Here is a 13073-nt window from a genome sequence, read left to right as displayed (position 1 = left end):
ATAGACTCGCGGATACTACTCTACGGATTGAGGCTGATTATCCGGTACACTACCACGGCAGCCTGCTCCTTGGTCATCTGAGCCTTGGGCAGGAAGTTGCCGTTCTGCGCGCCTTGGATGACTCCTGCAGCCCGCAGCTTCTCAATAGCGCCCGAAGCTTCCGCGCTCAACTGGTTCAGATCTTTAAAGCTTTGAACAGCAGCGGAATCGTCCTTCAGTATGATCTGCTCCAGCTGGATGAGCCGATTCAGCATGACCGCCATTTCCTGACGGCTTAGTGTAGCGTTAGGACTGTAGAGCCTATCTGCTCTACCTTTTACAATACCTAAGGCTCCTGCAATGTTAATAGCCTCGCCATATGGGGAATCCGTACTGACATCCTTGAAGCCTGGAGCGGCTGCTTCAGCCTGAAGGTCAAAAGCATCGACCAGCAGCTGGGCAAACTCCGCACGGTTCATCAATACCCCGGTCTCATAGGAAGCCTCTGCTCCCAGAGGAAGTATTCCGCTTGCAACCAGAGCTTCAACGCTCTCGGCAGCCCATTTGCTGCTCTTGTGATCCGGCAGCTTCACCGTGGCAACCGCATATTGTCCAAACTCCTTGGTCTTGAAGGAGACATAGCCTGTAGCCGGATCATACTGACGATCCTTCACAACCACAAGCCGCCCATTCTCCAGCACCTGATATACCACAAGCTGGTGCGCCCGCTCGCCTGACTTAAGTTCATAAGGCAGCAGCAAGGTAAGCGCCGTTGCGTCAACTGCTGTAATCTTGGCTCCATGGATAGCGAGCGAGAAGTCCAGTACAGCCGCTCCATCCAAGCGGGTCTTCACCACTGCCGGCCATCCGTCCTGCTTCGCCCGCCTCACCTGAAGCTGAAGCACATCTCCGGGCTGTACATCCTGCAATTTCAGCAGCTGCGTATTCAGGCTCAGAACTGCCCCGAAGCCGCTCTCAATGCGAATCTCCTTAATCTTCGGCTGTGCGGCGAGACTCTGAAGCGGAAGCCCCAGCCGTAGCGCTTCGGCTCCAGAGGCAGGCTTGACGGCGATCTTCAGAATGCCGCTGTCCAGCGACTGAAGCACGGCCTGATTTACTGCATCCGGCGTGAGGTCCACATTCAGGATTCCCGCCTTATCCGGGGAAGTCTGAACGGAAAGCTTGCCGTCCGTGAAGTTCTCTGCCGCCGGAGCAGGTGACTTCACGGATGGTGTCGAGCTTGACGATGGATACGTAGAAGTCCCGTCTGTAGGGGTTTGCGGTGCCGCCTCAGACGCCACAAAGGTCAAGATCCCGAAATTCGAGGTATCCCGCCACGTATCCTCTCCCCTGTCATTCCATTTACTTGTACTGCGGATGCCGTCGCCCCGGTCATCATTGATCTGTAGGTCAAGCCCGATGGAGCTTCCCGCCGCCCCCTTGATCGTGCCAAAATTAATCTTGGCTTCCACGCGGTACCCGGTGTCCGTATGGACTACCGCGCTGGTCAATCTGCTGTCCGAGGCGCCTCCCCCAAAGGAAGCCACATTATTAATATTAATCCGGTATTGACCATCATCCCCCTCGTAATAAGGGGTTCTGTTGAAATTCTCATCAATGAAGATTTCCACGGAGTCCTGGTCCCATGGATTCGCGGCATCCGCCTTCAGTAAGGCGTCCTTCACATCAACGATCAGGTAGAGGCTGTCCTCCGACCACATTGATCTGGCTTCTGCGGTGGTGCTGTAAGGCGCGGCAGTCATTGTTACCTGAAAAGGCTTCGCCTTTTCCCACTGCGCATCCATCTGTCCGTCGATCTTCACCTGACCCTTCGGCGCTTCCGCCGAATTAGGCATTGCAGAGAGCCGGAGAACCCCATAATGGCTGGTATCCGTATCCTGGGAGCTGCTTCTGTCATTCCAGTAGGCAGGAACAGAGCCCGGAGCACCGGCATCGCTGACACGGACATCGAGACCCAGTTCCACGCCTGCGGCACCCTTGACCGTTACGAGCGGAATTCTCGCTTCAATGATATAACCGCCCTCACGTTCTGTGCTGGTGAAGCTGACTCCTTCGGTCCCGGAGCCCGAACGCAGTAAGCTGATCTTGCGGTCATCCGGCTGATAAGCCGTAGTCTTGCCATTGTTCTCATCCAGGAAGAGCTCAACCTTGTCTTCCCCATTCCGACTTGCATCGGTAACGTCTACCTTCACATACAGGTTATCTGTATCCCAGAGCGTATGAACCTTGGCAGTTACGGTACTGCCCTGTTCCAGCGGAATCCCTGCTGTTTTGCTCCACAGGGCTTTCCCGGCTGCGCCTGTCTGAGGTGTACCCTCAAGGGCCACGGCTACATTGTGAATGGCCGGCAGCTTGGAAGGGTCCACCGCTCCCCAGAAAGCAGGCTTCGCCTTCAGCTGCTCATCGAACAACATGGCATGGTTGTTGTAGCTTTTCTCATCCTGCACTCCCCAGATAGAGACCGAGGAGATCGTGTCCTTGTACTTCTTGTAGAGCTCGAACAGATCATTATAGCGTTTGCCCTGCCGCGCAGCGATATCTGCAGGCAGCGGAGCAGAAGGGCTGATGCCCGAATCAACATCCAGCTCAGTGATCTGAATGTCCAGCCCAAGCTGCGAGAATTGCTGAATCGTCTTTTCAATCTCCGAAATGGAGGGGGAGAACAGTCCGTGATGGGACTGGAGGCCCACGCCGTCAATCAGATTCTTCGCCTTGAGCGTCTTCAGCAGCTTGTAGATATGCTCACGCTTTTCCGGTACCTCTGTGTAATAATCATTGTAATAGAGCTTCGCTTCCGGGTCCGCCGCACGGGCGAATTCAAATGCCTTCTCGATATAGTCCGGACCGATCAGGTTATACCAGGGGGACAGTCTCATCCCGTCCGGACCGCCGCCATTGTCGGCAATCGCTTCGTTCACTACATCCCAGGCATAGATTTTGCCCTTATAACGGTGCATAACCGTCTCGATATAACTCTGTAGGCGCGTAAGCAACAGCTCTCTGCTGGCCGGCTGGCCGTCAGGACCCGTGAACATCCACTCGGCAGCATCCACATGCCACAACAGTGCGTGTCCGCGAAGTCCCATCCCGTTTGCCTGTGCAAAATTCACATATTTATCCGCACCGTCGAACACATAAGTGCCCTCGGAAGGAGCAAGGAATTTGGGCTTCATTTCATAGGTGGCTGTGATGCTGTTGAAATGCTTCTTCAGCAGCTCCCCGTAGACCCCTTCCATCTGCCAGGAATATGCTGCGGCCCCGATGGCGAAGTCATTAGCGTAGATGTCTTTTAGCGAGGGGATATTCTGTTCAATGCTCATCTCAGGTGCAGGCTCAATCACCACATCATCTACATAAAAAGCTAACGTATCAATAGTCTCCTCGGTAATATAAGGAGTCTCCACGAACAGGTTCACCTCAGACGGCTGGTCGCTGTACTGGAAATTCCCCTTCAGCAGATGCCACTGCTCCCACTGATCGGCCTTAATGCTAACCTTATCGATCGCATTCCAGCTCTCGGAGCCTGCCTTCTTATACACCGTCATTTGCAGGCTTGTGTCAACCTCCGGCTTCTCCTTCAGGCGGACATACAGTGAGAACTGATAGCTCTTACCCGGCCGCAGATGCTCCTTCACACTCAGACTCGGCCCATGGAAGCTGCGCTCTCTTCCTTCGACCAGCATACTGCGGGTTCCGGTATTAGCCGTATCCTGACTCACCGACAACGATTCCGGCCCAATCCGGTTCTTCCAGCCCTGAAGCGTTCCGTCTTCAAAATCCGTACGCAGCCCTCCCTCCCCCTCCGGGACTTCAGCCGCTGCGGCGGTAATCTTGATATCATCTACGTAGAAAGAAGTTCCTGCTGCGGCTTCTGCATAAATCTCCGTGAATCCTACCTTATCGCCTGTAATAAAAGTACCTTCCAGATACGTCCAATCCCCGGACCCCTTCGCTCCGCTAAGTTCCGCTACAAGCGTCCAGTCCTCTTTTTCGCCGATTTTGGTATGTACCGTGAATTTGACCGGCGCCGGAGATTTCACCCATGCTCCCAACGTGTAGGCTGTGTTCAAAGTCATGTGGTCCGTCAAGACCTGATTGGGCCCTTCCCAATCCTTGGTTCGCCCATCCACGTACAGACTGTGGGAGCCTTCATGATAGACCTCCTTCGTTACTGTAAGCTGTTCGTCGCCTTTCTTAGTCCAGCCCTGTGCGGTGCCATCCTCAAAGTCCGAAGCGAGAACAACCGCCGGGCCTCCCTCAGCCGCAGCATAGACCGGTGTCCGCATCGGCAGCACCGAAGCCGCCAGGACGACCAGCGCCAGCCCTAGGCTCATCATTCGTTTACGCTTGAGCATCTGTACCCTCCTAAGAATCATCTTTTATAAAGCGCTTACAGGTTGAATTATAGCTGGTTGGAAATCGTTTACAAATAACAATTTGATAGGATTGATAACAAAATCATAAGCGGAGCGGGAAAAATTAGCTGCTACACCCGGCTCCCGCCCCCTAGCGTAGCACATGTTGCGCTGTAGTCGGTTTTTCGATTACATTTGGCCCGAACGGCACCATCTGGCGCAATGTGAACGGTTTTTCGATTACATTTGGTCCGCACGGCACCATCCGGCGCAATGTATTCGGTTTTTCGATTACATTTGGCCCGCACGGCACCATCTGACGCAATGTAATCGGTTTTTCGATTACATTTGGCCCGCACGGCACCATCCGGCGCAATGTAATCGGTTTTTCGATTACATTTGGCCCGCACGGCACCATCCGGCGCAATGTATTCGGTTTTTCGATTACATTTGGCCCGAACGGCACCATCTGACGCAATGTAGTCGGTTTTTCGATTACATTTGGCCCGAACGGCACCATCTGGCGCAATGTGATCGGTTTTTCGATTACATTTGGTCCGCACGGCACCATCCGGCGCAATGTATTCGGTTTTTCACATACATTCGACCCGCGCGCCTACCCAAACAACGCAAAAACAGCACACTCCACAATCTGAAGCGTGCTGCAATTTGCATAACTATTATTCACTCCGCCTTATCTGCTAAGCATACCGTACACTAACGCGTTCCCCCGTCTGCAGCTCAATACTCACCAGACCGTCTGAATCCGGCTCTACCAGTTGCCGTTCTTCGCCGCGCGTAATCTCTACCGGGCGTTCTGCCAGAACCCGGCAGACTCCCCCAAGATGAGCGGTAACCTCCGCTTGCGCGAGGCTGCCAGCGCTCCAGGTCAGGTTCACCTCATAGCCGCCGCGTGCCCGTAGCCCCTTCACTCTTCCTTCGCTCCAGCTTGAAGGCAGGGCGGGCAGAAGCTCCAGAACTCCCTGGTGGGATTGAAGCAGCATCTCGGCAATTCCGGCCGTAGCCGCGAAGTTCCCGTCAATTTGGAACGGCGGATGGGCGTCGAACAGGTTCGGATAGACACCGCCGCGTTCATTGTTAACGGCCTCCGGCTGAACCAGCGTCAGCAGGTTCGTGATCAGCTGCTTGGCGCGGTCACCCTGTCTGAATCTGGCCCATAGTCCGATTTTCCAGCCCAGGCTCCAGCCGGTTCCGCCGTCTCCGCGAATCTCAAGCGAGGTTCTGGCTGCTTCATACAGCTCGGGAACTAACTTCTCCGTGATCGATCTGCCCGGGTAGACCCCGACTAGATGGGAGACATGGCGGTGATGCACATCCTCATCCTCCATATCCGCTGACCATTCCTGAAGCCGGCCGCCTGCACCTACCTGCAACGGCAGCAGCCGCGCGCGGGCGGCCTCCAGCTCAGCCGCAAATTCGCCGTCCAGCTCAAGCAATCCGGCAGCAAGGCTGCAGTTCGTGAACAGCTCCGCGATCAGCGACAGATCCATGGTTGCCGCTTCGCTGACGGCATACTTCTTGCCGCCGTCTACGATTTTGTGCTCAGGAGAAGTGGATGGTGAGGTAATCAGGTACCCGTCCGGGTTCTCAATCAGCCAATCCAGGCAGAACAAGGCTGCTTCCTTCATTACCGGATATGCAGTCTCCCGCAGATAGGACAGATCGCCGCTGAAGGCATAATGCTCCCACAGATGCTGGGTGAGCCATACCCCGCCCATCGCCCAGGATGCCCAGACCGGATCTCCGTCACCGTAGCCGCCAACGGGAGCCGACTGTGCCCAGAGATCGGCGTTATGATGGGCTACCCAGCCGCGTGCGCCATAGTTAATCCGGGCCGTCTCGCTGCCGTTAACCGCCAGCCTCCGGGTATAGTCAATCAGCGGCTGATGCAGCTCGGACAGATTGGTGACCTCTGCCGGCCAATAATTCATCTCCGCATTGATATTCAGCGTGTAATTGCTGCTCCACGGTGCCCGGGTGTCCTGATTCCAGATGCCCTGAAGATTCGCCGGCTGTGTGCCGGGACGGGAGCTGGCAATCAGCAAATAACGGCCGTAATGGAACAGAAGCTCTACCAGCCCCGGATCATTGCTGCCGTAGGCGGCAATTCTCTGATCCGTCGGCATGCCCTCAGGGGCCAGACTCTCTCCCAGATATAGCTCTACCCGGTCAAACAGCTCCCGGTGATCGGCAACATGACGTTCCCGCAGCCCGGCATAAGGCTCATCGATGATGCGCTGTACAGCCCCAGCTGTCTGCTGACTTACATCATAATCGTCCTTCACTGTGCCCGATTCCGCATCGAACGAGGTTGCCGCACTGAAGTATAGAACCGCTTCCGTTGCGCCGGTAACTTGTATGCCGTCAGCAGTAGCTTCCAGACGGCCTCCATTCTGGACCGCAGCCAGACGGCCGTGGAACTCCAGACTCCGGGGGGAATCTCCACCGTAACGGACCGGCTGATCGACTTCGTAATAATTCGGTGCCACATATTCAGGAGCATGTCCGGTAATCGTGTAGTGCTCCCCGTCTGCTTCCGAACGGTGGCGGAGCGGACTGTCCAGCTTCGCCCGGAAGCTGAGCCGGTGCTCCTCGCTGGCCGTTAAGCGGACAATGATCACCTGGTCCGGGTGAGAGGCGAAGACCTCCCGGGTATAGCGGACACCGCCGATTACATAGGAGACGGTACCAACACCCGTGGACAAGTCCAGCTTCCGGCTATATTCCCCGTCTATGGTCTGCCCGTGCTCCATCGTAAGCAGCAGATCCCCGAACGGCAGGTAGGACTGGGCGTAGGGGCCCATCATTTTTTTGCAGAGCTCATCCGCTTCTTCATTCCTGCCTTCTGCAATCAGCGCCCTGACCTCAGGGAGAACCTCGCGGGCCTCCGCATTATTCCAGTCTGTCTTGTACCCGGACCACAGTGTGTCCTCATTCAGCGCCAGACGTTCCTTCTCGATGCCGCCAAAAATCATAGCCCCCAGCCGTCCGTTCCCGACTGGAAGCGCCTCCACCCAATAAGTAGCGGGGGTATTAAATGAAATATTCATTGCGCAGCTTACCTCCATACACCTTAATTTCTGAATTAGCTGAACCCTTAAGTCCTGATAAATCCTGATAACCCTTTCATTATATAGGCATCTGTCAGGAAAGACGAATCCGCAGGGTATAATCCAGCGGAGTGATGAGTGTTACGATGACTTTCTGGCAGCCTTCGGGATAGCTCATCCCGCGGATATCGGCCAGGTGATGCTCATGACAGCCCTGCTCAAGCTCCATCCAGTCCTCCCCTGCGCTATAGCGGAGTGTTCCGGCGGTCCAGAAGGAAGCCTCGGTCATCCCCGGTACCGGCGTCAGCGCGGAGCCTTCAAGTCTGCCCTCGCTGCCGAAGAGCAGGACGATCTGGGTCAGCACATCTGCCGGAGACGGCGCTGAGAAGTGCAGATCCCAGCCAGCTTCCCACTCGCTTACCTTCACACAGACACTGCTCGTCTGGTTATGGGTAAGCGGCCGCTCGCCATGAGGCAGCAGATACCACGGGCTGGTAGGCAAGCCGGTGCGCGGAGGCAGCTTATCTGCGGGAATAGTACCATAGTAGCCCTTATCGGCAGCAGACTCCAGCTGGAATCCGTCCGCTGTCTCCGTCAGTGAATCCATCGTAATCAGTCCCGGCCCGAAGCTTGAAGCCAGCTGAACCCCCAGCAGCCTTGCCCGGCCATGCCGCAGCGAGAACAGCGAGGAAGCCTCGGTCATCACGCTTACACTGGTCTTCCCGCTGCGCACCCGGGCAACTGGAGCGCCGAATTCCGTATGCTGCTTGCTGTGGCAGACAGGCCCGCCATAGCCGTCCTGCCCGATACGGCCGATCAGCTCCTGACGGTTGAACGCGCCATCTATTACCTTGCGGTAGCTGTCCGGCAGTTCTCCCGGCGCGACTGAACCCGCCTGCATCTGCGGATAGAGCAGGAATCCCAGCATAATCTGATTGGGCAGCGAGCCCGGATGCATCACCGAGCGGCTTGCCAGCTCCGCAAGAGCTGCGAATTCCGGATTGCGGTCATGCTCTGCCATCAGCTGATAGCACAGATAATAATCAGCCAGCGAGTAGACGCTGCCGAAATCTTGCCGCCCCGAATAATCAGTGACCACCTCACCGTCCGGGTGAACCAGATATTTCATCATCCGCAGATTCTGGCGGACCGGCTCCAGCAGCTCAGGACGGTTCAGATCCTGCGCGGCGTAATAGAGCATAATGTCACTGACCGTATTATAGATTCCGTTACTCCGCTCCGTCCATTCGCCGTCCGGCGTAATGTCCATCCCTTCCTGAAGCCATTCTCCGGCTCTTGCCTGTAACTCCTCCAGGTCAAAAATCCGGTATAAAGACCCCAGCGCGGCAGTCAGCACCCAGCGGTGATTCGGGGTATGCACACCCCCGGTCAGCATCGCCGGAATCGTCCGCACAAGGAAGGCTCGAATCTGATCCGTCACCGGCTGGAGCGGCGGCCAGCTCTGCCGCTCCAGCAGCGTGAGGATATTGGCTAGTCCGACTACCACGAATGCCGTATCCGGCGGGGAATGATAATTCGTCCAGCCCGGCGAGATCGTGCCATCCTCATGCTGGAACCGCAGCATGAACGCCATCCCCTCCTGCAGCTGCCCCAGCAGCGCGGGATCCCGGTAATACCGGGACTGCGGATTCACCAGCGCAGCCGCCCATGCCGCCAGATACTGGGCCGTGCCGGTGTGATTCGGCCAGGCTACGCCGCTCAGCGGATCACGCACGCCCCCGAAGTACCGGCTCTCCCGGTCACTGATCTGCAGCTCCATGGATTCCTCTGTCCATTTGTCATTAATGTCCGTTATCTTCTTGAACATCTGTCTGCTCACCCTTTCACCGCCCCGGTCATTACCCCCGAGACGAAGTATCTTTGCAGCCATGGATAGACAAGCAGAATAGGCACTGTGGCGAACACTACAGTAGCCGCCTTCAGACTCTCCGGCACAACCGTGCTGACCGCGTTCCCCTCCATTCTCATCAGATCGGATACCTGGCTGTTCTGGATCATATGATAGAGCTTCAGCTGGAGCGGATACAGCTCCGGCTTCGTGATATACATCAGCGTATCCTGAAATCCGTTCCATCTGCCGACGGCATAGAACAGGCTTAGGGTAGCAAGCACCGGCATGGATAACGGCAGAATGATACGGATCAGCGTCCCGAACTGGCTGCTGCCGTCGATCTCAGCGGACTCCTTGAGCGCGTCCGGAATCCCGGCCAGAAAAGAAATCAGGATAATCATATAGAATGGGCTGATCAGCCCGGGCAGCACCAGCGCCCAGATCGTATTCAGCAAATGCAGCTCCCGTGTCAGAATATATTCTGGAATAATCCCGCCGCTGAAGAACATGGTGACGACAATGAGGAACATGAAGATTTTACGGCCCTTCAGATCCTTCTTCGACAGGGCATAGCCCGCCGCAACCGTCATCATCATGCACAGCGCTGTGAACAGCACTGTCAGGAATATCGTGAAGCCCAGCGAGCGGATCATTGCGGCATCACTGAACACTTTTTTATACGCCTCAATATTGAAATCCATAGGGAACAGAGTGACTCTGCCCGAAGCAATCGGGACGGTTCCGCTGAAGGAGACCGCGAGAATATGCACGAACGGAATCAGACATGCCAGCACCGATAAGGTTAAGCAGATCACAATCCATGTATCAAACGCCTTGTTAGCTGCTCTTTCATTCATAATGTACACTCCCGATCCAAAGGTTGATTATAGGATGCTCTCGTCTGTAAGCTTCTTGGAGATATAGTTCGCCACCAGCAGGAATAGAAGTCCGACCACCGCCTGGAACAATCCAACCACCGTAGCCAGCGTATACTGCCCCGATTCCAGACCGATCCGGTAGACAAAGGTACTCAGCACATCCGAGTATTCCATAACCGCAAGGTTACCGATCACGAACGGCCGCTCGAAGCCAATCGAGATCATGTTGCCCAGATTAATGATCAGCAGCGTAACAATCGTCGGCTTGATCCCCGGAATTGTAATATGCAGAATGCGCTTGATTCTTCCGGCCCCATCGACCTCCGCCGCTTCGAACAGCTCTTTATTGATGCCCGCGAGTGCCGCCAGATAGAGGATCGTCCCCCAGCCTGCGCTCTGCCAGACACCAGTCAGCAGGTAAGTGATCAGCCAATAATTTTTGTCAGAGAGAAAAGGAATGGCATCCAGCCCCAGGCCCGTTAACAGGTTGTTAATCATCCCGGACTGCTGGCCAAAGAGCTGATACACAATCCCGCCGATGATTACCCAGGAAATAAAATGCGGAATATACAGAATCGTCTGCGACAGCTTCTTGAACCAGACCACCTTCAGCTCAAATAGCATAATGGCAATAATCAAGGGGGCGGGAAAAGAAACGATCAAATCCAGAAAGTTCAGCATCAACGTGTTGCGTAAGGTTATATAAAAGTCCTGATTCGCAAATACCTCGCGGAATCCGTCAAGACCAATCCATTCACTGCCACCAATGCCTTTGAAGAAGTTGAAGTCCTTGAACGCAATCTGCACACCATACATTGGACCGTATTTGAAAATAATAAAGAACAGCATGGGTAAGACCAGCAATGCGTACATCTGCCAATTTCTGCGGAAATAACGGGTGTATCCCACAACGATTCCTCCTCCACTGTACCCCTGAGGCTGTAAGGGGAAGCAGCCAAGACCGGCAGCCCTGCCGCTCCCCTCCCTCACGGACCTCGAATTCAATTATTTCTGCTCCCTGTAGGCTGCCTTGCGTTCATCCAGAATGGCCTGTCCGCCGCTCGACATGTAGTCCTTCAGCATACTCTCATAGGTGACTTTGAATTCACCAGGGGAGACCATTGTAGCTTTCACCATTAGCTGCTTGATTTTATCGCTAAGTGTCGTGCCGTATTTGCTCTCGGCCTCAATCGGACGGCTGGTGAACACCGGCTCAATCGGGTTAGTGGTGGAAATATTCAGTGATTTCGCGATGATATCCTGATACTGGGTGCGGAAGCTCTTCACGAAGGCCTCATTATTCTTCTCCTGGCTCTCAAAAATCCGTCCGTTCGCAATAATCCCGATATCCCCGCCGCCAGACAGCTTGTTCGAGGATTCGACAGACAGATCCGGAATGGAGACAGGCACGCCGTCTTCCAGCGTGTAATGCTCGCCTTCAATCCCGTTCTGGATATATTGCAGGTGACCGTCTGCAGACATCCAGTCCAGATACTTCATAGCTTCCACCGCATGCTTGCTGGACTTCGGAATCATGATATACATCCCGTTCGGAGCAGATACCGGCTTGGCCGTCTTCCCCTCGCTGTTCGTGAACGGATCAATGGCGCTCAGCACAGCCTTCGGGTTATTCTTCGTCAGAACATCATAAGTACCGTCAGGGTAGAAGATCGCATCGTTATCATCGCTGAATGCGCCCACAAGCCCGTTCCCGATATTCTGTGTAAGGGTATCTTTATTCTCATCCAGGGCAAAGTCCTTGCTGATCAGCCCTTCGTTATACAGCTTGTTCATATATTGAATGGCATCCTTGAATCCGGGCAGCAGAATCGGGTAGTCCCGGGAGCTGAGATTCTGCGTAAGCTCGAAGCGCTCCTGCTCAGTAACCGGCTTGATGAAGGACCAGACCAGCGAATCATACTGCGCCGCTGCAATCGTCATGCCCAGAGGAATCACCTTGCCGCCGGTTTCACCCGGATCTTTGGTCTTGAAGGCGGTCAGTGTATTATATAGCTCCTCTGAGGTAGCCGGAACGGGGAGCCCCAGCTTATCCAGCCAATCCTGACGGATGAAGGAAGCATATTTACCTATCGTAGAGCGTTTGGCGGGAATGCTATACTGGACGCCATCGTATTGACCGTAGCGCAGAGTATCCTCCCCAAGGAACTTGGTCAGGTTCTGTCCGTGTTCTTGCAGCAGCGGAGTCAGATCCGTCAGCCCGCCTTGCTCGGCATATTTGTTGAAGGTCCCGGAATCATAGGTGAAGACGATATCAGGAACATCGGTTCCGCTGGCCATCAGGACATTAAGCTTGGTCACTTCTTCCGAGCGGGGGATTGGGACGAATTCCACATTAATATTGTTAGCCTTGCCGAAGTTCTCTTTAACATAATTGGTGAGGAAATTATCGGATGCCGTAACACCGGCCGGCGCATTGCCACGGTCAAAAATTTCGATCTTCAAGCTGCCGGCTGGTGCTGCACCGTTGCCGCTTGCTTCACTGGAATCTTTAGACGAGCATGCAGACAATACCATGGATGACATAAGAACCGCTGAGAGACCGAGAGCCAACTTTCTTTTACCGTTATCATTTGTCATATTTCCTGTCACCTATCCCTTTCGATTTCTAATTTCAATCAGCCTATTGTCTCTGTATAATGCTTACGGCCTGACCATGTGATGAATTATTACATCGTTTGCGGAATTCGACAATATACATGTTTCCTATTGAATTTTCATGAAAAAACCAATAAAATTGCAGCTTTTTTCATTCTGAATATACAATAATCGCAGGAATGCTTCACGAAAATTGTATCCATAAACCTAAATACCTAACTCATATATAACTAATTATGTTATGTATTTACTACCCATTACACCAAACCTCCCACAATAATCAAAAAAAGCGCAAACCCGG

The 13073-nt window shown here is 54.3% G+C and carries 6 protein-coding genes; all 6 read right to left on the bottom strand.

Annotated elements, in window-relative coordinates; all coding sequences use genetic code 11:
• Positions 1-20: 20 nt before the first annotated feature.
• The 6 genes from MHH78_RS11525 to MHH78_RS11500 all read right to left on the bottom strand — a co-directional run bounded on the left by MHH78_RS11525 (position 21) and on the right by MHH78_RS11500 (position 12754).
• A complete protein-coding gene (locus MHH78_RS11525; RefSeq protein WP_341167477.1) occupies positions 21-4355 on the bottom strand; it encodes an endo-1,4-beta-xylanase in 4335 nt (1444 codons plus the stop codon).
• 701 nt (positions 4356-5056) lie between these two features.
• Positions 5057-7426, bottom strand: a complete 2370-nt coding sequence (locus tag MHH78_RS11520; RefSeq protein ID WP_341167476.1) for a glycoside hydrolase family 95 protein — start codon at positions 7424-7426, stop codon at positions 5057-5059.
• A 94-nt stretch (positions 7427-7520) separates the two neighbouring features.
• Positions 7521-9254 carry a hypothetical protein gene (locus tag MHH78_RS11515; RefSeq protein WP_341167475.1) on the bottom strand — a complete coding sequence of 578 codons (1734 nt, stop codon included), beginning with the start codon at positions 9252-9254 and terminating at the stop codon, positions 7521-7523.
• A gap of 8 nt (positions 9255-9262) precedes the next feature.
• Positions 9263-10135, bottom strand: coding sequence for a carbohydrate ABC transporter permease (locus MHH78_RS11510; protein WP_341167474.1), 873 nt, complete (start codon positions 10133-10135; stop codon positions 9263-9265).
• Positions 10136-10162: 27 nt separating this feature from the next.
• Positions 10163-11029, bottom strand: coding sequence for an ABC transporter permease (locus MHH78_RS11505; RefSeq protein WP_341170310.1), 867 nt, complete (start codon positions 11027-11029; stop codon positions 10163-10165).
• A gap of 132 nt (positions 11030-11161) precedes the next feature.
• Positions 11162-12754: an extracellular solute-binding protein gene (locus MHH78_RS11500; protein ID WP_341167473.1), complete on the bottom strand. Its 1593-nt coding sequence runs from the start codon at positions 12752-12754 to the stop codon at positions 11162-11164.
• Positions 12755-13073: the final 319 nt, after the last annotated feature.

Source organism: Paenibacillus sp. FSL H3-0333 (genome assembly GCF_038002805.1).
Taxonomy (GTDB): domain Bacteria; phylum Bacillota; class Bacilli; order Paenibacillales; family Paenibacillaceae; genus Paenibacillus_AQ; species Paenibacillus_AQ silagei.
The sequence above is the reverse complement of the archived record's forward strand: the minus strand, read 5'-3'. Positions and strand labels throughout refer to the sequence as shown.

Excerpts from the sequence above, each read along its gene's own strand:
- MHH78_RS11505 (WP_341170310.1), bottom strand. The coding sequence starts at position 11,029 with ATGTACGCATTGCTGGTCTTACCCATGCTGTTCTTTATTATTTTCAAA.
- MHH78_RS11520 (WP_341167476.1), bottom strand. The coding sequence starts at position 7,426 with ATGAATATTTCATTTAATACCCCCGCTACTTATTGGGTGGAGGCGCTT.
- MHH78_RS11515 (WP_341167475.1), bottom strand. The coding sequence starts at position 9,254 with ATGTTCAAGAAGATAACGGACATTAATGACAAATGGACAGAGGAATCC.
- MHH78_RS11500 (WP_341167473.1), bottom strand. The coding sequence starts at position 12,754 with ATGACAAATGATAACGGTAAAAGAAAGTTGGCTCTCGGTCTCTCAGCG.
- MHH78_RS11510 (WP_341167474.1), bottom strand. The coding sequence starts at position 10,135 with ATGAATGAAAGAGCAGCTAACAAGGCGTTTGATACATGGATTGTGATC.
- MHH78_RS11525 (WP_341167477.1), bottom strand. The coding sequence starts at position 4,355 with ATGCTCAAGCGTAAACGAATGATGAGCCTAGGGCTGGCGCTGGTCGTC.